General features: G+C 73.0%; 18 protein-coding genes. 5 read left to right on the top strand and 13 right to left on the bottom strand.

The window, feature by feature from the left end:
* Nucleotides 1-5 precede the first annotated feature (5 nt).
* The 4 genes from ACZ4VT_RS28070 to eccD form a co-directional block, all read right to left on the bottom strand.
* Entirely contained in the window at nt 6-1,385 is a 1,380-nt protein-coding gene (locus ACZ4VT_RS28070; protein ID WP_467953728.1) for a M16 family metallopeptidase, read from the bottom strand.
* Nucleotides 1,382-3,604 (bottom strand): polyribonucleotide nucleotidyltransferase, encoded by a 2,223-nt coding sequence (locus ACZ4VT_RS28065; RefSeq protein WP_467953742.1) that lies wholly within the window; start codon nt 3,602-3,604, stop codon nt 1,382-1,384. Before ACZ4VT_RS28065 ends, ACZ4VT_RS28070 begins: the two co-directional genes overlap by 4 nt.
* A 305-nt stretch (nt 3,605-3,909) precedes the next feature.
* Nucleotides 3,910-4,197: a 30S ribosomal protein S15 gene (rpsO, locus tag ACZ4VT_RS28060; RefSeq protein ID WP_030011220.1), complete on the bottom strand. Its 288-nt coding sequence runs from the start codon at nt 4,195-4,197 to the stop codon at nt 3,910-3,912.
* A 183-nt stretch (nt 4,198-4,380) separates the two neighbouring features.
* Nucleotides 4,381-5,886: a type VII secretion integral membrane protein EccD gene (gene eccD, locus ACZ4VT_RS28055; RefSeq protein ID WP_467953726.1), complete on the bottom strand. Its 1,506-nt coding sequence runs from the start codon at nt 5,884-5,886 to the stop codon at nt 4,381-4,383.
* A 195-nt stretch (nt 5,887-6,081) separates the two neighbouring features.
* Here eccD and eccCa point away from each other — a divergent pair, with 195 nt between their 5' ends.
* Nucleotides 6,082-10,038, top strand: a complete 3,957-nt coding sequence (gene eccCa, locus ACZ4VT_RS28050; RefSeq protein WP_467953724.1) for a type VII secretion protein EccCa — start codon at nt 6,082-6,084, stop codon at nt 10,036-10,038.
* Between the two features lie 142 nt (nt 10,039-10,180).
* Entirely contained in the window at nt 10,181-10,426 is a 246-nt protein-coding gene (locus tag ACZ4VT_RS28045; protein WP_030708695.1) for a DUF397 domain-containing protein, read from the top strand.
* 121 nt (nt 10,427-10,547) lie between these two features.
* Here the strand turns inward: ACZ4VT_RS28045 and ACZ4VT_RS28040 are convergent, their stop codons facing one another.
* From ACZ4VT_RS28040 to eccB, 4 genes are all read right to left on the bottom strand, one after another.
* The gene (locus ACZ4VT_RS28040; RefSeq protein ID WP_467953721.1) at nt 10,548-10,859 is read right to left on the bottom strand and encodes a WXG100 family type VII secretion target; all 312 of its coding nucleotides are present in this window, start codon (nt 10,857-10,859) and stop codon (nt 10,548-10,550) included.
* A gap of 49 nt (nt 10,860-10,908) precedes the next feature.
* Entirely contained in the window at nt 10,909-11,250 is a 342-nt protein-coding gene (locus ACZ4VT_RS28035; RefSeq protein ID WP_467953719.1) for a hypothetical protein, read from the bottom strand.
* Nucleotides 11,251-11,466: 216 nt separating this feature from the next.
* Complete coding sequence (gene mycP / locus ACZ4VT_RS28030; protein WP_467953717.1) at nt 11,467-12,723, bottom strand: type VII secretion-associated serine protease mycosin; 1,257 nt, start codon at nt 12,721-12,723, stop codon at nt 11,467-11,469.
* A gap of 11 nt (nt 12,724-12,734) precedes the next feature.
* A complete protein-coding gene (eccB, locus tag ACZ4VT_RS28025; RefSeq protein WP_467953715.1) occupies nt 12,735-14,318 on the bottom strand; it encodes a type VII secretion protein EccB in 1,584 nt (527 codons plus the stop codon).
* A 285-nt stretch (nt 14,319-14,603) separates the two neighbouring features.
* On the opposite strand from eccB, the gene eccE reads away from it, so the two are divergent.
* The 3 genes from eccE to ACZ4VT_RS28010 all read left to right on the top strand — a co-directional run bounded on the left by eccE (nt 14,604) and on the right by ACZ4VT_RS28010 (nt 19,203).
* Nucleotides 14,604-15,884 carry a type VII secretion protein EccE gene (eccE, locus tag ACZ4VT_RS28020; RefSeq protein ID WP_467953713.1) on the top strand — a complete coding sequence of 427 codons (1,281 nt, stop codon included), beginning with the start codon at nt 14,604-14,606 and terminating at the stop codon, nt 15,882-15,884.
* Nucleotides 15,881-16,579 (top strand): hypothetical protein, encoded by a 699-nt coding sequence (locus tag ACZ4VT_RS28015; RefSeq protein ID WP_351288767.1) that lies wholly within the window; start codon nt 15,881-15,883, stop codon nt 16,577-16,579. Before eccE ends, ACZ4VT_RS28015 begins: the two co-directional genes overlap by 4 nt.
* 107 nt (nt 16,580-16,686) lie before the next feature.
* Complete coding sequence (locus ACZ4VT_RS28010) at nt 16,687-19,203, top strand: SCO5717 family growth-regulating ATPase (RefSeq protein WP_467953710.1); 2,517 nt, start codon at nt 16,687-16,689, stop codon at nt 19,201-19,203.
* Between the two features lie 112 nt (nt 19,204-19,315).
* On the opposite strand, the gene ACZ4VT_RS28005 is transcribed toward ACZ4VT_RS28010, so the two are convergent.
* From ACZ4VT_RS28005 to ACZ4VT_RS27985, 5 genes are all read right to left on the bottom strand, one after another.
* Nucleotides 19,316-20,272, bottom strand: coding sequence for a bifunctional riboflavin kinase/FAD synthetase (locus ACZ4VT_RS28005; RefSeq protein WP_467953708.1), 957 nt, complete (start codon nt 20,270-20,272; stop codon nt 19,316-19,318).
* Nucleotides 20,273-20,401: 129 nt separating this feature from the next.
* Nucleotides 20,402-24,211 carry a hypothetical protein gene (locus tag ACZ4VT_RS28000; RefSeq protein WP_467953706.1) on the bottom strand — a complete coding sequence of 1,270 codons (3,810 nt, stop codon included), beginning with the start codon at nt 24,209-24,211 and terminating at the stop codon, nt 20,402-20,404.
* Nucleotides 24,212-24,436: 225 nt separating this feature from the next.
* The gene (truB, locus tag ACZ4VT_RS27995; protein ID WP_351593368.1) at nt 24,437-25,345 is read right to left on the bottom strand and encodes a tRNA pseudouridine(55) synthase TruB; all 909 of its coding nucleotides are present in this window, start codon (nt 25,343-25,345) and stop codon (nt 24,437-24,439) included.
* Complete coding sequence (rbfA, locus tag ACZ4VT_RS27990; protein WP_281211222.1) at nt 25,342-25,794, bottom strand: 30S ribosome-binding factor RbfA; 453 nt, start codon at nt 25,792-25,794, stop codon at nt 25,342-25,344. The genes truB and rbfA overlap by 4 nt, the downstream gene beginning before the upstream one ends.
* A gap of 28 nt (nt 25,795-25,822) precedes the next feature.
* Entirely contained in the window at nt 25,823-26,116 is a 294-nt protein-coding gene (locus ACZ4VT_RS27985; protein ID WP_030651158.1) for a DUF503 domain-containing protein, read from the bottom strand.
* Nucleotides 26,117-26,245 lie beyond the last annotated feature (129 nt).

The following is a 26,245-nucleotide window of genomic DNA, read 5'->3' as shown; positions in this document are numbered from 1 at the left end:
CGGAACTAGGCGACCGCTTCGTCGAGACGGGCGGCCTGCTTCTCCTTCAGCGGGCCGATCACCGCGAGCGAGGGGCGCTGGGCCAGTACATCCTGTGCGACCGAGCGGACGTCGTCCGGGGTCACCGCGGCGATCCGGGCCAGCATGTCGTCGACCGACATCTGGTCGCCCCAGCACAGCTCGCTCTTGCCGATCCGGTTCATGATGGCGCCGGTGTCCTCCAGGCCGAGGACGGTGGAGCCGGACAGCTGGCCGATGGCCCGCTTGATCTCGTCGTCGGCGAGCCCGTCGTTCGCGCACTTGTCGAGCTCGTCGCGGCAGATCCGGAGCACGTCGTGGACCTGGTTGGGCCGGCAGCCCGCGTACACGCCGAAGAGTCCGGTGTCGGCGAAGGCCGAGGTGTACGAGTACACGCTGTAGGCGAGGCCGCGCTTTTCCCGGACCTCCTGGAAGAGCCGGGAGGACATGCCGCCGCCGAGGGCGGTGTTCAGCACGCCGAGCGCCCAGCGCCGCTCGTCGGTGCGGGCGATGCCCGGCATGCCGAGAACCACGTGGGCCTGCTCGGTCTTGCGGTTCACCAGCTCGACGCGGCCGGCGGTGCGCAGGCGCTTGGCGCCGCCGCGCGGGCCGATCGGCTCGGCGTCGGTGCGGCCGAGGGCGCCGGCCTTCTCGAAGGCGGCGCGGACCTGGCGTACGACCTTGTTGTGGTCGACGTTGCCGGCGGCGGCCACGACGAGGTGGGTCGGGTCGTAGTGCTTCTTGTAGAAGCGGCGGATCCGGTCGGCGCCCAGGGCGTTGATCGTGTCGACGGTCCCGAGGACGGGGCGGCCCAGGGGGGTGTCCCCGTACATGGTCTGCGCGAACAGGTCGTGGACCACGTCGCCCGGGTCGTCCTCGGTCATCGCGATCTCTTCGAGGATGACGCCGCGCTCGGCGTCGACGTCCTCCTCGCGGATCAGCGAGCCGGTGAGCATGTCGCAGACCACGTCGATGGCGAGCGGCAGGTCGGTGTCGAGCACCCGGGCGTAATAGCAGGTGTACTCCTTCGCCGTGAAGGCGTTCATCTCGCCGCCGACCGCGTCGATCGCGGAGGAGATGTCGAGGGCGGTGCGCTTGGCGGTGCCCTTGAAGAGGAGGTGCTCCAGGTAGTGCGTGGCGCCGTTCAGCGTGGGCGTCTCGTCCCGGGAGCCGACGTGTGCCCAGATGCCGAAGGTGGCGGACCGGACGGAGGGCAGCGTCTCGGTGACGACGCGCAGTCCGCCGGGAAGGACCGTGCGCCGGACGGTGCCGATGCCGCTCTGGCCCTTGAGGAGTGTTTGGGTACGGGCGACGGCCCGCCCCTCCGAAGAGGGGCGGGCCGTCACACGGGAACTACGCGACGTCACTTGTCGGAGTCGTCCTTGTCAGCCTCGTCGCCGGCGGCCTCGCCGTCGATCACGGGGATCAGGGAGAGCTTGCCGCGCGAGTCGATCTCGGCGATCTCCACCTGGACCTTGGTGCCGACCGCGAGCACGTCCTCGACGTTCTCCACGCGCTTGCCACCGGCGAGCTTGCGGATCTGCGAGATGTGCAGCAGGCCGTCCTTGCCGGGCATCAGGGAGACGAAGGCACCGAAGGTGGTGGTCTTGACGACCGTACCCAGGTAGCGCTCGCCGACCTCCGGCATGGTCGGGTTGGCGATCGAGTTGATCGTGGCGCGGGCGGCCTCGGCGGCCGGGCCGTCGGCGGCACCGATGTAGATGGTGCCGTCGTCCTCGATCGTGATCTCGGCGCCGGTGTCCTCCTGGATCTGGTTGATCATCTTGCCCTTGGGCCCGATGACCTCACCGATCTTGTCCACCGGGATCTTGACGGTGATGATCCGCGGGGCGAACGGGGACATGGCGTCCGGCGTGTCGATCGCTTCCATCATCACGTCGAGGATGTGGAGGCGGGCGTCGCGGGCCTGCTTGAGGGCGGCGGCCAGGACCGAGGCCGGGATGCCGTCGAGCTTGGTGTCCAGCTGGAGCGCGGTGACGAACTCCTTGGTGCCGGCGACCTTGAAGTCCATGTCGCCGAAGGCGTCCTCCGCACCGAGGATGTCGGTGAGGGCGACGTAGTGGGTCTTGCCGTCGATCTCCTGGGAGATCAGACCCATGGCGATACCGGCGACGGGGGCCTTGAGGGGCACACCGGCGTTCAGCAGCGACATGGTGGAGGCGCAGACCGAGCCCATGGACGTCGAACCGTTGGAGCCGAGGGCCTCGGACACCTGGCGGATCGCGTACGGGAACTCCTCGCGGGTCGGGAGGACCGGCACGATCGCGCGCTCGGCGAGCGCGCCGTGGCCGATCTCGCGGCGCTTCGGCGAACCGACGCGGCCGGTCTCACCGACGGAGTACGGCGGGAAGTTGTAATTGTGCATGTAGCGCTTGCGGGTCACCGGGGAGAGGGTGTCCAGCTGCTGCTCCATGCGGAGCATGTTGAGGGTGGTGACGCCCAGGATCTGGGTCTCGCCACGCTCGAACAGCGCCGAGCCGTGCACGCGCGGGATGGCCTCGACCTCGGCGGCGAGGGTACGGATGTCCGTGATCCCGCGGCCGTCGATGCGGACCTTGTCCTTGATGACGCGCTCGCGCACCAGGGCCTTGGTCAGGCTGCGGTAGGCGGCGGAGATCTCCTTCTCGCGGCCCTCGAAGGCCGGGAGGAGCTTCTCGGCGGCGATCTCCTTGACGCGGTCCAGCTCGGCCTCGCGGTCCTGCTTGCCCGCGATGGTCAGCGCCTGGGAGAGCTCGCCCTTGACGGCGGCCGAGAGGGCCTCGTACACGTCGTCCTGGTAGTCCAGGAAGACCGGGAACTCGCCCTCGGGCTTCGCGGCCTTGGCGGCCAGGTCGGCCTGGGCCTTGCAGAGGACCTTGATGAACGGCTTCGCGGCGTCGAGACCCGCGGCGACGATCTCCTCGGTCGGCGCCTGGGCGCCGCCCTTGACGAGGGCGATGGTCTTCTCGGTGGCCTCGGCCTCGACCATCATGATCGCGACGTCGCCGTCGTCCAGGACGCGGCCCGCGACGACCATGTCGAAGACGGCGTCCTCGAGCTCGGTGTGCGTCGGGAAGGCCACCCACTGGCCGCGGATCAGCGCGACGCGGACGCCGCCGATCGGGCCGGAGAAGGGCAGGCCGGCCAGCTGCGTGGACGCGGACGCGGCGTTGATCGCGACGACGTCGTACAGGTGGTCGGGGTTGAGCGCCATGATCGTGGCGACGACCTGGATCTCGTTGCGCAGGCCCTTCTTGAAGGACGGGCGCAGCGGGCGGTCGATCAGGCGGCAGGTGAGGATCGCGTCCTCGGAGGGCCGGCCCTCACGGCGGAAGAAGGAGCCGGGGATCTTGCCGGCCGCGTACTGCCGCTCCTCGACGTCCACCGTCAGGGGGAAGAAGTCGAGCTGGTCCTTGGGCTTCTTCGACGCGGTGGTGGCGGACAGCACCATCGTGTCGTCGTCCAGGTAGGCAACGGCGGAGCCGGCGGCCTGGCGGGCCAGACGGCCCGTCTCGAAGCGGATGGTGCGGGTGCCGAAGGAACCGTTGTCAATGACGGCCTCGGCGTAGTGGGTCTCGTTCTCCACTAGCGTTTTCTCCATTTTCGTCGTCTCCGTCCGCCGCCCGTGTGGCGGTGGACGGTTGCGGAGAAGCGCTCCTGGCGTGCGGGCCGGTCTTCGATCGAAGCATCCGGTTCGTTGCCCCCTGGGGGCATTCCGGGTGCCACTACCGAGGACCGGCGGCGTGGGAGGGCGCTCCTCCTCTTCAGTGGTGCGCGTCTTCCTCAGACGCGCACGTGCGTCCGTTCCAGACTACAAAGGGTCCGGTCCGGTGCGCACGTACAGCAAAGGGAGCGGCCCCCTGATGTGGGAACCGCTCCCTTCACGGCGTGTTACTTGGCGCCGGCCGCACCGCGGCGGATGCCGAGGCGCTCGACCAGCGTACGGAAGCGCTGGATGTCCTTCTTGGCCAGGTACTGCAGCAGGCGGCGACGCTGGCCGACCAGGATCAGCAGACCACGACGGGAGTGGTGGTCGTGCTTGTGCGTCTTGAGGTGCTCGGTCAGGTCCGAGATGCGGCGGGAGAGCATCGCAACCTGGACCTCGGGGGAGCCGGTGTCGCCCTCCTTGGCACCGAACTCGGTGATGATCTGCTTCTTCGTAGCGGCGTCGAGCGGCACGCGTACTCCTCGTTTAGGTCTTCGTTGCCACCGAGTGCCCCAGGTCTGAGTCTCTGGGGAGCTTCCGTAACTCGGGAGGCGGGGTCCGCTGAGCGCAGTCCACAGACCCTTGGGAAAGGAATCCGGGGGACGCGTACACAAACGGCCGTCACACAGCGTACCAGGCTGCCGGGACGCGGCGTCTCAGCTGGTGAGAGCGCGGGCCCGGGAGTAAACGTCCAGCACGGCCAGGGTCAGGGGGACCAGGCTGAGCAGGACCGCCGCCTCGGTGAGGTCGAGCAGCCTTCCCCAGAAGGGTGACAGACCCTTGCGCGGGATGACAAGCGCTATTCCCGCGAGGAGGGCCGCGCCGGCGGCGACGGCGGCGGTCAGCCAGATCGTACGGAGGTCCAGGCCGCTGCGGTCCTGCTCGACGACCAGGGCCTCGATCAGGTCGGTCGGCGGGTGCAGGGCCATGCCCAGGATCAGCAGGGCGATGGCGGCCAGGCCGGCGGCCAGGGCGCAGACGACCTGCGAGGTGTAACGGAAGAGGCGGGCGCGCAGCAGCATCGCGAGGCCGGTGGCGAGGGCGAGCAGCCGGCCCCAGGTGTTGTCGGAGAAGCCGAGGACGGCGGCGGACCCGACGGCGACGGCGGCGCAGCCGCCGACCAGGCCGAGGAGCATCTCGTGGCCGCGGCGGGCCTGGGCGGCGATCGCCTCGGCGTCGAGCGGGGCGCCCTGCTCGTGCTGGTCGGAGCCGGGCTGGTCACCGTACGGCTCGGTCTCGTAGCGGTCCGGGGTCTCGTAATCCTCGGTGGCGCTCTGCGGGGCGGCGTAGCCGATGGGCAGGCGGGCGAAGCGGGCGGAGAGGCCGGGGAGGAAGGCGACGAGGCCGATGGCGACGGGGGCGCAGGCGGCGGCGGTGTGGGTCGCGGAGGCCTCGGTGGCGATGGCGACGAACGTGGCGAGGGTTCCGGTGGCGGCGACGAAGGTGGCCGCGACGAAGGGGGCGTCGCCACTGGGGGTGAGTGCGACCAGGGCGACGGAGGCGACCAGGACGCAGACGCAGCCGAGCAGGAACTGGAGCCGGCCGGGGCCCTCGCCGACGCCGGGGGCGATGATCCCGGAGCCGGCGATCAGCAGGTGCGGGAGGGCGCCGAGGCCGAGGGCCACGGCGGAGAGGCGGTCGCGGTAGACACGGGCCCGGACCCCGGCCACGCCGGTGAGCAGGACGCCGACGGCCCCGGCGATGATCCCGGGCAGGCCGTGCATGTCGTGGCGGACCGGGTCGGCGTACCAGAGGACGAAACCGAGCATGACGAGCAGCAGGGCGGCGCCGGCCAGGCCCGCGCCGCGCAGCATGTCGTCGCTCCAGCGGTGCCTGTCGCGGACCACGGCGGAGGCGACGGCGTCGGAGACGTCGTCGAACACCGCGGGCGGCAGGGACTCGGCGAAGGGGCGCAGGCTCAGCACCTCGCCGTCGAGGACCTGCTGGGCGGCGAGGGTGCGGGCGCCGTCGAGGACGGTGCCGGAGCGGCGTACGAGGTGGAAGCCGGTCGGGGCGCCCACGGGCTGGGTCTGGCCGGTGAGGCGCAGCAGCTCGGGATAGACGTCGGCGACGGCGATGTCCTCGGGGAGGGCGACGTCGATCCGGCTGTCAGGAGCCACGACGGTGACCCTGCAGAAGCCCGTCGTTGCGGCCGTACTCACCTGTGTGACCCCCCTGGTTGGTGCCCGCACCGGCGGACGATTCGCGGATGCGCATGCTGCGCGCGCCACCCTACCGGGCGCCTGGCCTACTGTCGGCAAGTAGGATCACCGTCGCGTGGGGGAACCCCCTTCGCGCCCGGGACTTGGGGGCGCCGGTTATGACGTCCCGTCCGTTTTCGAGGGATTGATGCTCCGGTGAGCCAGATCGTCGTCAAACGCCCGCCGCGGTCCCTGCCGCCCGAGGTTCCCTCGGACGAGCTGAGGCTGGAAGCTCCGCCCGAACTTCCGCGCGGGCAGCAGGAGGGCATGCTGATGCAGCTCCTGCCGATGCTCGGCATGGGCTCTTCCGTCGTCTTCTTCTTCATGCCGGGCGCGGCGCCCTTCATGCGCATCATGGGTGTGCTGATGCTCGTGTCGACCGTCGGCATGGTCATCGCCCAGCTGGCGCGCCACCGGCGCGGTACACAGGGGCAAATGGCCGATGTGCGCCGGGACTACCTCAAATACCTTGCGCAGACGCGCCGTCAGGTACGCAGGACCGCGCGGGCGCAGCGCGACGCGCAGCTGTATCTGCACCCGGCCCCGGAGCAGTTGTGGTCGGTCGTGGCGGAGGGTTCGCGGCTGTGGGAGCGGCGGGTCGGCGACCCGGACTTCGGGCAGGCCCGGCTCGGGCTGGGCGCGCAGCGGCTGGCGACCACGCTGGTGGCGCCGGAGACGGCGCCGGTGGACGAGCTGGAGCCGCTGACCGCGGGCGCGATGCAGCGCTTCCTGAAGGTGCACTCCACGCTGGACGGGCTGCCGGTGGCGCTGTCGATGCGGGCGTTCTACCACGTGACGGTGTCCGGGGAGCCGGACTCGGCGCGCAGTACGGCGCGGGCGATGGTCGCGCAGCTGGCGACGCTGCACTCCCCCGAGGACCTGATGGTGGCCGTGGTGGCCGCGCCGGGTGCGGTGGCCTCGTGGGACTGGACGAAGTGGCTGCCGCACACGCAGATCCCGGGTCAGGTCGACGGTGCCGGTACGAAGCGGCTGTTCGGCGACGACCTCGCCGAGCTGGAGGGGCTGCTGGGGCCCCGGCTGGAGGGCCGGCCGCGGTTCAGCCGTGACGTGTCCCCGGTCCTGGACCAGCCGCACCTGGTGGTCGTGCTGGACGGGGGGATGGTGCCGCCCGATTCGGTGTTCGCGGCGGCCGAGGGGCTGCAGGGCGTGACCATGGTCGAGGTGGTCGCGGGCGAGCTGGACGAGCCGCGCGGCGGGCTGTCGGTCGTGGTGCGGCCGGGCCGGCTGCGCCTGGAGTCGGGCGCGGGGGTCGCGTACGAGGGTGTCCCGGACACCCTGTCGCTGCCCGCGGCCGAGGCGCTGGCCCGGCAGTTGGCGCCGCTGCGCACGGGCGGCGGGGACGACGACGAGCCGCTGCTCGCCAACCTGGACTTCACGGACCTGCTGAACCTGGGCGACGCGGCCGCGGTGGACGTGGCGCGGACCTGGCGGCCGAGGTCGGCCGGTGAACGGCTGCGCGTGCCGATCGGCGTCGGCGAGGACGGCGCCCCGGTCATGCTGGACCTGAAGGAGGCCGCGCAGGAGGGCATGGGCCCGCACGGCCTGTGCGTGGGCGCGACCGGTTCCGGCAAGTCGGAGCTGCTGCGCACGCTGGTGCTGGGCCTGGCGGTCACGCACACCTCGGAGACGCTGAACTTCGTGCTCGCCGACTTCAAGGGCGGTGCGACCTTCACCGGCATGGGGCAGATGCCGCACGTCGCGGCCGTCATCACCAACCTGGCGGACGACCTCACGCTCGTGGACCGCATGGGCGACTCGATCCGCGGTGAGCTGCAGCGCCGTCAGGAGCTGCTGCGTTCGGCGGGCAACTACGCCAATATCCACGACTACGAGAAGGCCCGCGCGGCCGGCGCCCCGCTGGAGCCGCTGGCCTCGCTGGTGCTGGTCATCGACGAGTTCAGCGAGCTGCTGACGGCGAAGCCAGACTTCATCGACATGTTCATCCAGATCGGCCGCATCGGCCGGTCGCTGGGTGTGCACCTGCTGCTGGCCTCGCAGCGCCTGGAGGAGGGCAAGCTGCGCGGCCTCGACACGTACCTGTCGTACCGGATCGGTCTGCGGACCTTCTCGGCGGCGGAGTCGCGGACCGCGATCGGCGTGCCGGACGCCTACCACCTGCCGTCGGTGCCCGGTTCGGGCTACCTGAAGTTCGGCACGGACGAGATGACCCGCTTCAAGGCGGCGTACGTGTCGGGCACCTACCGCTCGGGCGGGCCCGACCTGTCGGTGGGGCTGTTCCCGGTGGAGCGGCGGCCCGCGCTGTTCACGGCGGCTCCGGTGCCGGTGGTGTACGCGGCCCCGGACCCGGCGTACCTGGCGGCGCAGACCCCGCGGGAGGACGACGCGCTCGCCGACACGGTGCTCGACGTGATCGTGAGCCGGCTGGAGGGGCAGGGGGTGCCGGCGCACCAGGTGTGGCTGCCGCCGCTCGACCAGGCCCCGCCGCTGGACCAGTTGCTGCCGGCGCTGGCGCCGAGCGCGGAGCGCGGGCTGCACGCCGACGGGTACACGCGGCCCGGCGGGCTCGTGGTGCCGCTCGGCCTCATCGACAAGCCCTTCGAGCAGCGGCGCGAGGTGCTGTACCGGGACTTCTCGGGTGCGGCGGGCCACATGATGGTCGTCGGCGGTCCGCAGTCGGGCAAGTCGACGCTGATGCGGACGCTGATCTCCTCCTTCGCACTCACCCACACCCCGCGCGAAGTGCAGTTCTACGGGCTGGACTTCGGTGGTGGCAGCCTGTCGGCGGTGGCCGAGCTGCCGCACGTGGGCGGGATCGCCTCGCGTCTGGACCCCGAGCGGGTACGGCGTACGGTCGCGGAGGTCGGGGGCATCCTCAACCGCCGCGAGGAGTTCTTCCGCGCGAACAACATCGACTCGATCGGCACCTACCGGCGGCGCCGGGCGGCCGGTGAGCTGCCCCACGAGCCGTGGGGCGACGTGTTCCTGGTCGTCGACGGCTGGGGCAACTTCCGGGGCGAGTACGACGGCCTGGAGCAGATCGTCACGGACATCGCCTCCCGCGGTCTGGGGTACGGCATCCATGTGGTGATCACCGCGGCGCGGTACATGGAGGTGCGGGCCGCGCTCAAGGACCAGATGCTCAGCCGGCTGGAGCTGCGCCTCGGTGACACGATGGACTCCGAGTTCGACCGCAAGGTCGCGGCGAACGTCCCCGCGGGGATGCCGGGCCGCGGCCAGGTGGCGGAGAAACTGCACTTCCTGGGCGCGCTCCCGCGGATCGACGGCTCGCACGAGGCCGGGGACCTGTCGGAGGCCACGGCGGCCTTCGTGGAGGCGGTGAAGCAGAACTGGCCGGGCCAGGCGGCTCCGGGCGTACGGCTGCTGCCGCGGCTGCTCCACTCGGACCAGCTGCCCAAGGGCGGGGAGTTCCCCGGCCGCGGGATCGCGATCGGCATCGACGAGAACGACCTGGAGCCGGTCTTCGTCGACTTCGAGTCCGACCCCTTCCTCCTCGTGTTCGGCGAGAGCGAGTCGGGCAAGACGAACCTGCTGCGGCTCATCGCCAAGCAGATCTCCGAGCGCTACACGCCGGACCAGGCGCGGCTGGTCGTGGGCGACTACCGGCGCAGCCTGCTCGGGGCGCTGCCGGAGGAGCACCTGCTGGAGTACGCGCCGATGGCGAGCTCCCTGCAGATGCACATGGAGGCGCTGGGCGGGGTGTTCTCGCGGCGGCAGCCGCCGACCGACGTCACCCCGCAGCAGCTGCGCGACCGCAGCTGGTGGACGGGCCCGGACGTGTTCATCGTCATCGACGACTACGACCTGGTCTCCACCAGCCAGGGCAATCCGCTGGCGCCGCTGGTGGAGTTCCTGCCCTTCGCCCGGGACACGGGTGTCCGCTTCATCATCGCGCGCAACTCGGCGGGTGCCTCGCGTTCGCTGTACGAGCCGTTCATGCAGCGGATCAAGGAGCTGGGCGCGCAGGGCCTCGTACTGTCCGGCGATCCGTCCGAGGGCGACCTGGTCGGCAACGTCCGGCCCCGTCCGATGCCGCCGGGCCGGGCGTACTTCGCCTCGCGCAGGCGGGGGACCTCGCTGGTCCAGCTCGGGCGGATGCCGGGCGGCATGTGAGTCCCCGGGCCCTGGTGGCCGGCCGCCGAGGCGCCGGTCACCAGGGCCCCGGCAGGGGGCATCCGGTGGAAACCGGTCCCGGCCGGCGGCGCAGCCCCGATAATCGGCGGTGAAGACCGCGCCACCGAGGGAAAGGCCTCCTATGGGCACCCAGCAGGAGAAGGACGAGCTGTACGCGCTGGACATCAGCGGTGTGGAGTGGGAGGGGCCGCCCGGGACCAGCCCGGACGAGGAGCGGGTCGAGATCGCCCGGCTCCCCGAGGGCGCGGTGGCGATGCGTTCCTCGCTGGACCGGGACACGGTGCTGCGCTACACCGCCGCCGAGTGGGAGGCGTTCGTACTGGGCGCCAGGGACGGCGAGTTCGACCTGGACCGGCACCGCCCCTGAGGGGACGGCACGGCCGGCATGACGATGCGCCGAAGGGGCGCGCCCGGTGCGGGCGCGCCCCTTCGGCGCATGCGGAAACGACGTGCCGGACGTGCTGGACGTCCTGGACGTGCTACCGGGCTCAGTAGGCCTCGGTGAACAGGCGCGAGGCCTTCACGTCGGTGGCACGGTAGTCGCCCTTGCCCTGCTCGATGAGGCGGGCGACCTGCTCCAGCGTCTTCTGCATGTGGTCGGCCTTGGCCTTGTACTTCGTCTGGAGGTTGACGTACTCCTGGTGCGCGTCACCGTCCCAGGTGTCGGTGACGACCTTGAGGGCCGTCTCCATCTCCTTCAGGTCCGTGACGATGTTGCCCGAAACGACCCGGATACGGTCCGCCATCTGCTGGACCGTCTCATACCGGACCTTGGTGTGTCCGTCATTGCCGCCCGACATGTTCTTCTCCTTCTCGCTGCGCTGCGGTAACTCGTGAACGACGCTGGTGTCAGATGCTGTTGAGGCCGGAGTTGTTGCCTCCGCCACTCGACTGGACAGCCTTGAACGCGGCGCGCACCTCGTCGTCCTGTGCGTTGCTGAGGTTCTTGGTCTGCGCCACCGCGTTGTGCAGGACGCCGAGCAGACGGCGGATCTCGTCGTGGTCGTCGTTGACCGTGCTCTGCGCGGTGATGAACCCGGAGGCACCCACACCCGTCCAGCCGGCGCTCACGGTCGCGAGGATGTCGGCGAGCTCGCGGGCCTGCCTGGTGACGGCGTTGGCCGTCTCCTCGATCTTGTTCTTCGCCTTGACAACCGGATCGTCCGCAAGTCCGAAGGTGTTCGTGCTCATCGAAGCTCCTCACTTCTCAATTCGCCGGCAGAACCGGCGGATTGCGTGGCGGAGCGGATCCGGCCCCGGCGCGGTTTTGAGCCACGCGCCTCGGGCCTTCCCCCCTCCGCTCCACGCGATCCCCCGATCACACTCGTGAAGCCTGGTGTCACTCTAGCCAGTTCAGCGCCCAGTCCCAACACCGGTAGGCCGCTTCCGTTGATGAACTGTGACCGTTCACTGCAAACGGCGTCGGCGGCCGCGTGCATCCCGGATGACCGTCGCGGTGCCCGCGATGACGGCGATGAGGACGGCGCCGATGCCGAGAGCGTACGTGCCGAACCGCTCCTCACGCTCCTGGGCCGTCTCGGTGAGCTGGAGCGCCGCCGCCTCGGGGGCCGCCGCCGGGGGCGGTCCGGGGTCCGGGACCGGGGCCTTGGGGACCTCCTGGTCCTGGCTGAGCGCGCGCACCGGGTCGACGATGCCCCAACCGACGTAGTCGTCATGACCGTTGATCGATCGCTCGGCGGTGTTCTGGATCTGCCAGACGATCTGCTCGGCGGACCAGTCCCCGTGCTCGGCGCGCAGCAGGGCGGCGACCCCGGCGACGTACGGGGCGGAGAAACTGGTGCCGTTGTCGATGCACTGGCCGAAGCCCGGGACGGTGGACACCATGTCGACGCCGGGCGCCGCGACCCCGATGAAGTCGCCGGGCTGGGAGAACGGGGCGCGCTCGTTGTTGCGGTCCGAGGCGGCGACGGCGAGCACTCCGGGGAAGGCCGCCGGGTAGGTCTTGCGCTTCTCGCCGGTCATGCCGTCGTTGCCGGCCGAGGCCACCACCACGACGTTGGCGGCGAGGGCCTTCTGGACCGACTTCCCGAGCTCGGAGTCCGGGGACAGCTGCGCGTCGGTGTCCTGGGAGATGTTGATCACTTGGGCGCCCTTGGCGACCGCGTGGTCGATCGCCTGGCTCAGCGACAGGGCGTTGCCCTTGCCCTGCCCGTCGTTCTGCCGGATCGGGATGATCGTGGCGTCCGGGGCCAGGCCGACGAAGCCGGTGCCCTCCTGGGGGCGGGCCGCGATCAGCCCGGCGACCTTCGTGCCGTGGCCGACCGTGTCGTTCGTACCGTCGGCGCCCTTGGGGTCGACGAAGTCCTTGCCGGCGCCGGTGTCGAGGGCGCCGCTGAGCTGCGGGTTCGCCCGGTCCACGCCGGTGTCGATGACGGCGACGCGGACACTGGCGCCGTTCTTGTCCTTGCCCTTGGTCTGCGCCCACAGCTCGTCGAGCAGCAGCCTCTGCAGGGCCCAGGGGCGGTCCGCGATCTGCTTCTTCATGGGGAAGGTGCACTCCCCCGCGCCGTCCGGGCGCAGGGCGTACGGAGGCCGCGGCGCGGGGGCTTCGGCCGCGGCGGCCGCGCCCGCGCCGCCGGAGACCAGGGTGAGGGCGAAGGCGGCGGCGAGGAGCGCGCTCCGGGGCGTCTGGGGCTGGGACATCGGCGGCTTCCTCACGAACCCTGGGGCTGACGGGCGGAGTTGGTGTCCAGGCGCGGGCCCTTGGAGAGGAACTCCGACCAGGCGATGGGCACCATGGCCGGGGTGATGCTTCCGTAGCCGAGCCGGACCTGCGCCTGGCTGGCCTCGGGGCGGCCGTCGGCGCCCCCCTTCGCCTGCGGGTCGGGCGCGCCGATCTTCGACTTCTCGGCGTCGCTGTCGCCGTTGGCCTGGACGGCGTACCGCAGGCCGGTGTCGGTGACCAGGAAGAGCGAGCCGCCGGCCGTGGTCTGCTTGCCCTGCACCTGCATGTAGAGCAGCCCGGAGCCCGGGGTGACGTACGCGCTGGTGCCGCTGGCGGTGATGTCGATGGGGAAGCCGGTGCCCGCCCAGGTGCTCAGGGTCTGGTTACCCTGGCCGTCGACGGAGCGCAGGACGTTGCAGACGGTGTCGCGGTTGTTGGAGCCGCCGCCCGTCTGGGTGCCGGCGGCCGGCGCCGTCTGGTTGATGCGGTCGGACTTCTCCTGCGGCCACTTGACGCCGCCGGCGAACGGGGCGGCGTCCGGGCTGAGCGACTGGAGGTCGACCTCGCGGGGCTTGCCGTGCATGTTGAGGCCGTCGGTCGCGGGCGCCGAGATCAGCAGCCAGGCGACGAAGTCGGAGACCGGTGCGACCTTCCCCGGGAGCACCACGTAGTGCTGCGCGCCGGAGCCGGTCTGGGCCTTGAGCACCATGCCGACCTTGTTGTCGGCGGTGACCAGGCCCTTGACGTCGGCGGCGGCGCCGGCCTTGCCGGGGAGCGCCGGGAAGGCCAGGTCATCGCCGGAGTTGAGGGTCCCCAGCCATTCCGGGGTGACCTGCTGCGGGGTGGCGCCGGTGCCGACCAGCGCGTTGGTCATCGTCCCGGCGGCGGGCGTGCCCTCCGGGAACTTGTACTTCGTCCCGGTCCAGTCGACCAGGTAGCGCTCCTTGCCCGGGCCGGTGCTCTGCACGTACAGCGACTGGGTCTCGGTGAGCCTGCGGGCGTCGTCCGTCTTGGCCGCCTCCCGGTCGGCGAGGACGAAGGTGGCGGTCTGCACGCCGCGGCCGTTGCCGCCCGGCTGCTGGCAGACGGCCCAGCGCTTGGCCTTGCCGGCGTCCTCCTTGGAGGGGAGCCGGTCCGGGGCGTACTGGATGCCGATGATGGGGCCGCGCGGCGGCTTGCCCGCGTCGAGCACCTTGTCCTCGACCTGGATCACCTTGAACTTCTGCGGATCCAGCAGGAGTCGCGCGGAGGCGAGGTTCAGCACCGGGTGCAGCCGCGTCTGGTCCTTGCCGTTGACCTTCGTGGTCAGGACCACGTACCGGGTCGTCGAGTCCTTGCCGACGATGACCCGGGTCCCGGGCTCCGCCCAGCCCTTGGGCGCCGTCGGCTTGAACATGCCCCAGGCGCCGAACGCGGCGAGCACGAGCGCACCCACGATCAGGCCCGGCAGGACCGCGCGCAGCGGGCGCGGCGCGCCCTCCTCGGTGCCCGTGGCGGACGGCTGGAGGAACGCGGCCACCGTGCGCCGCTTCGCAAAGGTGTACGCGTTGAGCTCATCACGTCGTGATGCCATGACCGCCTGTTTCTCCCCGAACGGCCCGGCCGGTGAGTACGGTCCCCGGGCCTCGATTGTCGGACCGGGCACCTACTATGCCTCTTGACCGACGGTATGCACGGGCCGGGTAGGGTGAGGCTGCCGCTCAGCGCCTCCCACACCGGGGTAATCAGGGCTTGTTGAGGTGGATTGGGGAGATTCCGGGGTCGTGCGGCAGGTGTCGCGCAGCGCCCGGACTCATGGGTTCTGGCCCTGGGGGCACCACCCAGCGTGGCTGGGGGAGAGAGGGGAAGTGCGCGAGTGATGGCAACCGCGACGGAGCCGCAGACCGGCGCACCTGCGCCCGCACCCGCCCGCGGCGGTGTGACGCCGCAGCCGAAGTCGAGCCCCGGCCGCTTCGGTCCGTTCCGACTGCAACAGCTCGTACTGCTCCAGGTCGCGGCGGCCGCGCTGCTGGTGGCCTGGGTGGTCGAACCGATGCTGCTGGTTCCCGTCGGCGTACTGGCGCTCGTGCTGGTGGTACTCGCGGTCGTACGCCGCCACCAGCGCTCCCTGCCGGAGTGGATCGGCGGCGCGCTCGCCCTGCGTGCGCGCCGCGGACGTGCCGCTTCCCTCGTCGTGCCCGCGGGCACCGAGCCCGGGCTGGCCCCGCTGGTCGAGGCCGATCCGGCGCTGCGCACGCTGACGTTCAGCGACCGCGAGCGGCGTCCGGTCGGGATGATCGGCGACGGGACCTTCCTGACCGCGGTCGTCCAGGTGGACACGGACGCCACCGCGCTGCGGCCGGACCGGGCGGCGCGACCGCTGCCGCTCGGGCTCGTACGGGACATCCTCGAGGTCGACGGCATCCGGCTGGAGTCCGCCCAGTTGGTGCAGCACACCCAGCCGGCGCCGGCCCCGCACCTGCCCGCCCAGTCGATGGCCACCCGCAACTACGCGCCGCTGCAGGCCCGGACCGGGACCCCGGCGGTGCGGCTGACCTGGATCGCCCTCAAGCTCGACCCGGAGCTGTGCCCCGAGGCCGTCGCCGCGCGCGGTGGCGGGCTGGCGGGGGCGCAGCGGTGCGTGGTGCGCGCGGCCGACCAGTTGGCGAGCCGGCTGGCCGGGGCCGGGTTCACGGCAACCGTGCTGACCGAGCAGGAGCTGACCGCGGCGCTGGCCACGTCCTCGTGCGCGAACCCGATGGCGATCACCCAGGCCGGGCGGTCGGCCAGCACCGGGCGGCGCACCGAGGAGACCCCGCGGACCTGGCGCTGCGACGACCGGCGCCACACGACGTACTGGATAGGCCGATGGCCACAGCTGGGCGGTTCCGGAGCGGCGGCGCTGCCGCAGTTCGTGGCGCTGCTGACCTCGCTGCCCGCGCTCGCCACGAACTTCAGCCTGACGATGGCCCCGGCTGAGCGACAGGGCGTGACCCTGACCGGACACGTACGGGTGACCGGCCGCAGCGACGAGGAACTCGTCGTCGCGCGTCGGGAGTTGGAGAGGACGGCGCGGGGCGTGAAGGCCGGGCTGGTCCGGCTCGACCGTGAACAGGTACCGGGGCTGCTGGCTTCGCTGCCGCTGGGAGGGGCGCGATGAGGGGCGGTTTCGGGCTGGTCGGCCCGCGACGGGAACGGCACGTGGTGCCCTCGGCGGACCTGGACGCGCTGGCGCTGCCCGTCGGGGACGACGGGGTCGTCATCGGCGTGGACGCCGAGGGGCGGCCGGCGGTGCTCGGCATCAACCGGCCCACGCCGTACGAGGTGACGCTGATCGGCGGCCTGTGGACGGCGCAGGTGCTGGCGCTGCGCGCGGCGGCCACGGGCGCGCGGGTGGCGGTGGAGACCGGGCGCGGCCAGGTGTGGTCCGGGCTGGCCCAGGCGGCGGGCGGCGGGCAGCAGTGCGTGACCCTGCACGAGGTGGGCCGGGTCCCGCCGCAGGGCGCCTCGGCCGGCAGCCCGGTGCTGGTCGTCCGCGACTGCGGGATGCGGCCGCCGCGCGGGCGTGTGGTGGCCGGGCCGTGGCAGTCGGTGCTGACCCTGCTGCCGTATCTGAGCCCGACGGCGCCCCGGTTGCTCCAGCAGTCCTCGCTGGTGGGCGTGCAGCGGGTGTCCCCGGACGAGGCGGAGCAGATCGGCCGCCTGATGCAGCTGCCGCGGCAGGCGGTGGCCTCGCTGCCGACGCTCGGCGACGGGGTGACGCTGTGGTGCACGCCACGGGACCGGCAGTTCGTGATGACGCAGGGGACGGAAGCGGAGACGGGCCTGCTCGGCGGAGCCCGGCGCATCGACTGAGCACGGCCCCCTGAGGGGGGCGGACAGTGGTGTCGGGGCGCGATTAGGCTGGGTGCGGGCGCGGCGAGGTGGACGCCGGACCGGTGTTCGACAGACCAGGAGGACCAGTGAGCGGCGATCGGAACGAGAGGCGCGGCGGGACGTGGGACGTCCCGACGGACGATCAGTCCGATGCGGAGCCCGAGCTGACGGGCGAGTTCACCATCGACTACACCCCGCCGGCCTGGTACACGCAGGGCGCGGCCCCGGCCGCGCAGGTGCCGGGGCTCCCCGAGGGCAGCGGCTTCGAGCCGCACCGGCCTTCGGACGTGGAGTCCCCCTCGACGATGCGGGTCGCTCCGCCGGCGCCGCGCACCCCGTCCGACGGTGCGGGCCTGCCCGTCCCGTTCCCGGCGCCCGCGCCGGCCGAGCCCCCTCTTCCGGCCCCGGCCCCGGCCCCGTTCGAGGCCTCCGCCCCGGCCCCGCTCGACGCCGTCCCGCCGTACCCGGCGCCGGCGCCGACCCCCGCTCCTGCTCCTGCTCCTGCTCCTGCTCCGGCGCCGATCGAGGCGCCTCTTGCGGCGCTGCCTCCGATCGAGGCTCCGGGCCCGGCGGCTGCCGAGGCTCCTGCTCCAGCCCCGGTCGGCGCCCTTCCCCCGTATCCGGCCCCGGCTCCGGCGCCTGCCGAGCCTCCGGCTCCGACCGAGGCGGCGGCTTCGGCCGACGCGCTCCCGGCGTACCCGGCTCCGGTGTCCCCTTACACGGACCCGGCCCCGGCCCCCGTCGAGGCTTCGGCCCCGGCTCCTGCTCCTGCTCCTCCGGCCGAGAGCGCCCTGCCCGCTCCCGACGCCCCGGCCCCCGTCGCGCCGTTCGGCCCTCCCGCCGAAGCGGCTCCGCCCCACGCGGCTCCCGTACCGGACCCGGCACCGTTCGAGGCTCCGGCCCCGGTCGAGGACGCCCGGCCCGCGCTCGACGCCCCCGCGCCGTTCGCGGCCCCCGCCCTGGAACCGGCACCTCGCGAGACCGTGACTCCGGCTTCCGCTCCGGCCGAAGACGTTCGGCCGGCGCCCGACGCGCCGGCGCCGTTCGCGGCCCCGGCGGCGCAGGCTTCGTCCGGAGGCTGGGCCGGTCCGCGGGACACCCCCGCCGACGGGGTGCCCGTGCTGCCTCCCGCCGAGCAGGCGACGGCTCCGGCTCCGGCACAGACCGGCGAGGAGAACCCGTTCGGGGCGCCCGTCGGTGAACCGCCGTCTCTGCCGCCCTCGTTCGCGACGCAGGACGCCTACCCCTTCCAGCCGCCGGCACCTGCCCCGCAGCAGCAGCCTCAGCCTTCCCAGCCGCAGCCACAGCCACAGCACTACGACCCCCGTGCCGCCGGGCAGTGGCCCGTGGGACCCGGCCAGCAGCAGCAACAGCCGCCCCAGCCGCACGACCCGCGTTACTCGGCCGGCCCGACCGGCGGCGGGGCGCCGCTCGGCTACACCGCCGCGGTCGAGCTGTCCTCGGACCGCCTGCTGCGCAACAAGCAGAAGCCCAAGAACAACAGCAACGTCGGCGGCCGCTTCCGCTTCGGCGGCAAGGCGGCCGAAGCGGAGCGCCAGCGCAAGCTGGAGCTGATCCGCACCCCGGTCATGTCCTGTTACCGCATCGCCGTCATCAGCCTCAAGGGCGGCGTCGGCAAGACCACGACCACCACCGCGCTCGGCGCCACCCTCGCCACCGAGCGCCAGGACAAGATCCTGGCCATCGACGCGAACCCCGACGCCGGTACCCTCGGCCGCCGCGTGCGCCGCGAGACCGGTGCCACCATCCGCGACCTGGTCCAGGCGATCCCGTACCTGCACTCGTACATGGACATCCGCCGGTTCACCTCGCAGGCGCCCTCCGGTCTGGAGATCATCGCCAACGACGTGGACCCGGCCGTGTCCACGACCTTCAACGACGAGGACTACCGCCGCGTCATAGAGACGCTGGGCCGCCAGTACCCGATCATCCTCACCGACTCGGGCACCGGCCTCCTCTACTCCGCCATGCGCGGGGTCCTGGACCTGGCCGATCAGCTGATCATCATCTCGACCCCGTCCGTGGACGGCGCCAGCAGTGCGAGCACCACCCTCGACTGGCTCTCCGCACACGGGTACGCGGACCTCGTCTCCCGCTCCCTCACCGTCATCTCGGGGGTCCGCGAGACGAGCAAGATGATCAAGATCGAGGACATCGTGCAGCACTTCGAGACCCGCTGCCGCGGTGTCGTCGTGGTGCCGTTCGACGAACACCTCGCGGCCGGCGCCGAGGTCGATCTCGACATGATGCGGCCCAAGACGCGCGAGGCGTACTTCAACCTCTCCGCGCTCGTGGCCGAGGACTTCCTGCGGGCCCAGCAGCAGGCCCCGCAGGGCCACTGGGGCGCACCCCAGCAGCCCCAGCGTTCCCCGCACCCGCACCCGCACCCCCAGCCGCCGCAGCCGCAGCCCCACCAGCAGCCGCAGCCGTACGGACAGCCCCAGGGCCAGCCCCCGTACCAGCAGCCGCCTCAGCAGCCGCAGCCGTACGGCCAGCCCTACCCGCAGCCCGGCCAGCCCTGGCAGCAGCCCCCGGCCACGCAGCAGCCGCCGCAGCCCCCGCGCGACCCGCGCCTCGGCTGAGCGGAGCCGGCGGAGCGGAGCGGCACAACGGGAAGGGCCCGTACCGCCCCGGGCAGGATCGAGAAGGATCCGGTCCCGGGGCAGTACGGGCCCTCGCCCGTACGTCCGTCCGTCAGCGGCGCAGGTCGTACGTGTCCGTCAGTACCCGCGCCCGCTTCACGTCGTCCGCGATCGCCTCCAGCAGCCCGTCCAGCGACTCGAACCTCGCCATCCCCCGCACGTACGCGAGGAAGTCGACGGCCACGTGCTTCCCGTACAGGTCCAGCCCGACCCGGTCGATCGCATACGCCTCCACGGTCCGCTCGGTGGCGTCGAACTGCACGTTCGTCCCCACCGAGATCGCCGCCGGCATCCGCTCGCCGTCCGCCGTCAGCCAGCCCGCGTAGACCCCGTCCGCCGGGATCGCGGTGTGCGGCGCCGTCTCCACGTTCGCCGTCGGGTAGCCGAGCTCGCGCCCGCGCTGCGCACCGCGCACCACCACGCCCTCGACCCGGTGCGGGCGTCCCAGGATCTCGGCCGCGCCGTCCATGTCGCCCTCGGCGACCAGCCGGCGCGCCAGCGTCGAGGAGAACGGCACGCCGCCGCCCGCCGCGCCCCGCTCGACCAGGTCCACGACATCGACCTCGTAGTCGTACGTGGCGCCCAGCTCGCGCAGGAAGTCGACGTTCCCGGCGGCCCGGTGGCCGAAGCGGAAGTTCGGGCCCTCGATGACGGACCGCGCGTGCAGCTTGTCGACGAGCACCTTCACGATGAAGTCGGCCGGGGACAGCTGCGAGAACTCCGCCGTGAACGGCAGGATCAGCAGCGCGTCCACGCCCAGCCCGGCCATCAGCTCGGCGCGCCGGTCGTACGGGGCCAGGATCGGCGGGTGGCTGCCGGGGCGGACGACCTCGCTCGGGTGCGGGTCGAAGGTGACCACGACGGACGGGACGCCGAGCTCACGCGCCGTGGCCACGGCCCGTCCGATGATCAGCTGATGTCCCCGGTGCACGCCGTCGTAGGAGCCGATGGTGACGACGCTGCGTCCCCAGTCCTGGGGGATGTCCTCCAAGCCACGCCAGCGCTGCACTGTGACCGCTCCTCGCCCGAACCCGGTTGGTCCTTGAACTGATTGCCGATTGCAGGTCTAAGACTGCCATGCCGGTGGCCGGTGCCCCGCATCGGCGTCGGGGGTGGGGTCCGCCGCCGCGGCATATCGTCACGTCACGTCCGGCGCCGTCCTGCTGAGGGTCTCCACCGTCCGCCGCGCGCTCGGCCCCAGCAGGGCCGCGGCCTCCGCGCGCGCCTCCGCCAGCCAGCGGGCGACCAGCGCCCCGAAGGCCGGTTCGGCGCGGGCCAGCTCCACCGTCCGCCGCTCGAAGACCGCCGGCCCGCCGGGGGCCCGCAGCAGCTGCCGCCCGGTGCGCCGCAGCAGTTCCCGCGTACGGGCCTCCGGGCGCCCGGAGGTCCCGGCCGCGAGCCCCGCGAGGAACGCGCCGAGGACCTGCGGATCGGCCTCCTCGCGCAGCAGCACGCCGGCCAGCTCGCCCCGCAGCGGATACGAGCACTCCCCGCCCGGCGCGGCCAGCACGGCGGCGAGCTCCGCCCTGACCCCCGCCGGGGCGTTCCGCAGCAGGTCCAGGACCAGCGGGCGCAGCACGGGACCGGCGGCCGGGCCCTGTTCGAGCCGCCGGTCCACGAAGACGGCGGCGTGCGGTGCGTCCCCGGGCCGCCGCGCGAGGTGTTCCCGTACGAGGTCACCCGCGCGGCGGGCCAGCCCCGGCGTGGTGAGCGCGGCCAGGGCGCGCACCACCTCCCCGTCGGCCCGGGCCCGCAGGGCGGCGAACACCGCGTCCGGGTCGGGCAGTACGGGCAGGGCCGCGACCAGCGCCGCCGCGGGCAGCCGGGAGCCGTGCTCGGGGTCGCGGAAGCAGGCGAGGGCCTCGGGCAGGTAGCGGCCGCGCACGTGCGGGTCGCGCAGCAGCACGGCGAGGGCGCTTGCGTGCAGGGTGGCGTCCGCGGGCCGGGCGAGCAGCGCCTGGGCGGCGTAGCGCAGCAGGTCGCGGTCGGCGGGGGTGCGCACGTGCGGGGCGGTGGCGAGCCCGTAGGCGGCCGCCGCGACCCGTCGCCCGGGCCGTTCGTCGTGCGCCCACCGGTCCACGGCCCGGGACATCGCGGAAGGCTCCTCCTCGGCGAGTACGGCCAGCAGCTCGTCGGCGCGGGGGTGCGCGGCCGTGACGAGCGCCTCCGTGAGGTCGTCCACGGCGAGGCGGCGGTGGGTGTGCAGCAGGGCCTGCGCGGCGGTGGCGACGGTGGCCCCGGGGCGGCCGCGCAGCCGGCGGCCGTCGGCGAACCAGGCGCAGAGCAGCGGCTGCGCGCGCCGCGGGTCCCGGGCGAGGCGGCGGGCCGCGGCGTCGAGGTAGCGGTCGCCGGGGACCGCCTCGGCGGGGTCGGCGGGCAGCAGGCGGCGCAGCAGGTCGAGGCGGTCGGGCTCGGGCAGCCGGAGCCGGTTCCAGAACCAGCCGCCGAACTCCCCCGGGCCGGCGCGGGCCACGTGTTCGGCGAGGGCGTGCAGGACGGGCAGGTGGGGGTGCGCGTCGTGGGCCCGGAGCAGACTCTCGCGGAGCAGCCGGGTGGCCCACCAGACGCGGTCCGGGCCGGCCTGCGCCGGTTCCTCGGCGAAGCCGTTCAGGGCGTGCACCAGCCGGGTGAGCTCGTGGCGCAGCCGGTCCGGAGCGAGCCTGCGCAGGGCCTCCAGGACGGGGCCGATCCGGTGCCGGGGCACGGGCAGGCCCGGCCCGGCGGGGCCGTGCACGAGGTGGCCGAGGGCCGTCGGGACGTCCAGGTGGCCGGCCTGGATCCAGTCGGACAGCTCCTCGTGGGCGAAGCGGTAGCCGGATCCGGCGGACACCAGCAGGCCCTCGGCGAGCACGGCGGAGGCCCAGCCGGTGCGCCACGGGAACAGCTCCTCGAAGGCGGCCCGGTCCAGCTGCCCCTGCCCGGGCCCCAGGCAGCGGCGCGCGGCCTCGTGGACGCTGCCGGCGATGCGCGCGGCGAGCCGGCGGATCCCGGGGCCGTGCACCCTGGCTCCGCCGGCGCCGACGCAGACCGCGGCGGTGCGGAGGGCTGTGCGCAGGCACAGCAGGTCCAGGTGGGCGGCGAAGACCTCGTCCCGGCCGGGGCGGCCGGCGGTGACCCCGGCGGCGCGGATGCCGGCCAGCAGGCCGAGGGTGAGCGGGTGGCGGGCGTCGGCGGCGTGGACGGCGTCGGCGGGGACGCCGAGGCGGTCGCGGAGGGTCTCGGCCTCGGCGGGGGTGAGGTCGCCGATCGGGAGCGCGGGTGGCAGCCGGCGGGCCGGGCGGGGCGGGGTGTGCAGTGCGTCGGGCGGGTAGAGGGCGCCGGCCCGCTCCCAGTACTCGGGCCGGGCGGCGACGACGAGGCGGGCGCCGGTGCCGCGCAGCCAGGCGGTGGTGGCCTCGGTCCAGGGCCCGAGGCGGTGGGCGAGTTCCGGCGGCATCTCCTCGGGGGCGTCGAGTACGACGAGCAGGGGGCGTCCGGCGCGGGCGGCCACGTGGGCCAGGTGCGCGGCCGGGTCGGTTCCGGCGGGTGCCGCCGACGGAGCGGGGCCGGGTTCGGTGGGGGCGGTTCCGGCGGGGCCGGGCCCGCCGGTTGCCCTGCCGGGCGGGGCGGGGGCGGTTCCGGCGGGGCCGGGCCCGCCGGTTGCCCTGCCGGGCGGGGCGGGGGCGGTTCCGGTGGGGCCGGGCGCGCGCCGGGACGTCTCCTCGGACGCCGAACGTGACGAGGGGTCGGGGAGCGGAGCCTCGTTGCGTTCGGCGCCCTGCGGGGATCGCCCCGACACACACCCGGCCCCACCGGAACCTCCCAGGGGGTCGGACAGCCCGGGCTCGTTGCGGGCGGCGCCCTGCGGGGATCGTCCCGACACACACCCGGCCCCACCGGAACCACCCAGGGGGTCGGACAGCCCGGGCTCGTTGCGTTCGGCGCCCTGCGGGGATCGCCCCGACACGCACCCGGCCCCGCCGGAACCGCCCAGGGGGTCGGACAGCCCGGGCTCGTTGCGGGCGCCCTGCGGGGGGCGTCCCGACACATACCCGGCCCCGCCGGAACCGCCCTGCGACCCGTCGGACGTGGCTGTGGTCAGGGCTCGGGTGAGGGCTTCGGACAGGGAGGTGTCGGTGGGGTGGAGGTCCGCGCCGCGGAGCCAGAGGGTCGGGGCGGGGCGGGGGCCGTGGGCTCGGCGTGCGGCCAGGGCCGCGAGTGTGGTGGTGCGGCCCGAGCCGGGGTCTCCGACCAGGGCCAGGACCGGCCTGTCGCCCTCCGTGAATTCCGTCAGTGCGGAGGTGATTCCCGGTCGTTCCACCGGATGCGGGGAGGGCGGCTCCAGGGTGGTCGCGGTGAGTTCCAGTGCCCCGGCGAGGTTCAGGTCGGGGCCGTGGCCCGGCACGGTGGCGGCGTTGCGCTCCAGCAGGGCGGCCAGGGGGCCGGAGGGGTCGGCAGCGGCGGCCGTGCGGAGGGCCACCGCGAGGGGGGCCGAGCGGTGTTCCGCCGGGAGAGCGGAGCCCAGGACCGCGAGCACCGCTCCGGTCGCGGCGTCGAGGACCGGGCCCCCGCAGGCCTCCCCGCCGAGCAGCAGCGCGTCCCGGCCGTCCGTGCCGATCGCCAGCTCCACCGCCGGGTACGCGGCCTCCGCGCCCCCCAGCACCCGCGCCTGGCGCCAGCCGCGCGCGGGCAGCCGTACGTAGGTCCCGGGATCGATCGCCTCGCGCATCGCCACCGGCAGCGGCCGCATGCCGAGCCCGTCGGTCCGTACGAGCGCCAGCGCCAGCCCCGGCAGCGCGGTCACGTCGGCCGCCTCGGCCAGCCAGGTCCGTCCGGGGCCGTGCAGGAGCACCCGGGTCAGGCCGGCGACGGCCTCGTGGCTGGTGATCACCGTGCCTCGGTCGTCGGCGACGAATCCACTGCCGCGCACCCGCCCGGCGGGATCGCTGATCTTGACGAGCTCCGCCATGGCCGCACCACTCCCCCGCAACGCCCCGTGGTCACGACGGTAGGCAGGTGAAGATCAGCACGAAAAGCACGTGAGGCGAACGCGCCCCCTTACGCTCCCTCCATTCACTCCGAGCGCCTGCTCGGACGGGTGAATACGGGGGTCCGGGTGGATAGAGACCTACCCGAGGGGGGTCGTGGAGCGGTGAGCACAGTCCATGTGCGCTCACCGCTCCACGTCAAGGGATCAGACGAAGACCGCGAGGGACTTCGCCTTCCCGTTCTTGCTCTCGACGAGGCCCAGCAGTTGGCCCTGCGGTCCGAAGACCGCGACGGTGCGGCCGGCCTCGTACTCCTCCGGCATGTCGATCCGCACGCCGTTGGCGAGCAGCGAGGCCCGCCGGGCGTCCAGGTCCCAGCGCGGGAAGGCAGCGGCGGCCGCCTCGCCGATGGGCATGACGGTCAGCTCCTCCTGGAGCTGGTCCAGGGTCCGCGCCCGGTCGAGCTTGTACGGGCCCACCCGGGTGCGCCGCAGCGCGGTCAGGTGCCCGCCGACGCCGAGGTCGGCGCCCAGGTCGCGGGCGAGGGCGCGGATGTACGTACCGCTGGAGCAGACGACGGAGACGACGAGGTCGACGACCTTGGTGCCGTCCTCGGCCTCCGCCTCCCGCATGTCGTACACCTGGAAGGAGGAGACGGTCACCGGACGGGCCGGGATCTCGAAGTCCTCGCCGTCCCGGGCGCGCTTGTAGGAGCGCACGCCCTTGATCTTGATGGCGCTGACCTTGGACGGGACCTGCATGATCTCGCCGGACAGCTTGGCGATGCCCGCGTCCACGGCGTCCCGGGTGACCCCGGTGGCGTCCGTGGAGGAGGTGATCTCGCCTTCGGCGTCGTCCGTCAGGGTGTTCTGGCCCAGGCGGATCGTGCCGAGGTACTCCTTCTCCGTGAGCGCCAGGTGGCCGAGGAGCTTGGTGGCCTTCTCCACGCCCAGGACCAGCACGCCCGTCGCCATCGGGTCGAGCGTGCCGGCGTGGCCGACGCGGCGGGTCCTGGCGATCCCGCGCATCTTGGCGACCACGTCGTGCGAAGTGAAGCCGGACGGCTTGTCGACGATGACAAGGCCGTCCGGCGTCTTTCCTGCGTTGGTGCTCATTCCGCGGCTGCGTCCTCGTCGTCCTCGTCGCCCGGCTTCTTGTACGGGTCGGCGTCGCCGGCGTACTTCGCGCCGGAGGACACCTCGCGCACCTGGGCGTCGGAGGTGCGCGCCTTCTCGAGGAGGTCCTCGATGGTCTTGGCGTTCTCCGGGAGGGCGTCCGCGACGAAGGTCAGGGTGGGCGTGAACTTGGTGCCCGCCGCCCGGCCGACCGCGGAGCGCAGGACGCCCTTGGCGCTCTCCAGGCCCGCTGCCGCGCTGGCACGGTCCTCGTCGTCGCCGTAGACCGTGTAGAAGACCGTGGCCTCCCGCAGGTCGCCGGTGACCCTGGTGTCCGTGATGGTCACGTGCGTACCGAGGCGTGGGTCCTTGACACCACGCTGCAGCTTCTCCGCCACCACCTCCCGGATGAGGTCCGCCAGCTTCTTCGCCCGCGCATTGTCGGCCACTGGTCCGTCTCCTTCTTATGTCTTGCTGTCAGTCTTCATCACCGTGGAGGCGCCGTCGTACGGACAGCAGCTCCACTTCCGGACGTGCCGCGACCAGCCGCTCGCAGCGGTCCAGTACATCCGAGAGGAACCCCGCGTCCCCGCTCACCAGAGCGACCCCTATACGGGCCCTTCGGTGCAGGTCCTGGTCGCCCACTTCAGCCGCGCTCACGGAGAACTTGCGTTGGAGCTCGGCGACGATGGGCCGGACGACGGAGCGTTTCTCCTTCAGCGAGTGAACGTCGCCGAGGAGCAGATCGAAGGACAGAGTCCCCACGTACATGCAGTTCCGGATATCCCGCCGGTGCGGGTTCGGTGGCCTGCCGGCCGTCGCTCGGCAGGGTCACCAGAACCGTACACGCAACGGCCGGGGCCGATCGACGGATATTCCGCCGACCGGCCCCGGTGTTAC

It is taken from the genome of Streptomyces sp. NPDC029164 (assembly GCF_055563995.1).
Note: the sequence above shows the minus strand (reverse complement) of the source record. Positions and strands in the feature narration are given on the sequence as shown.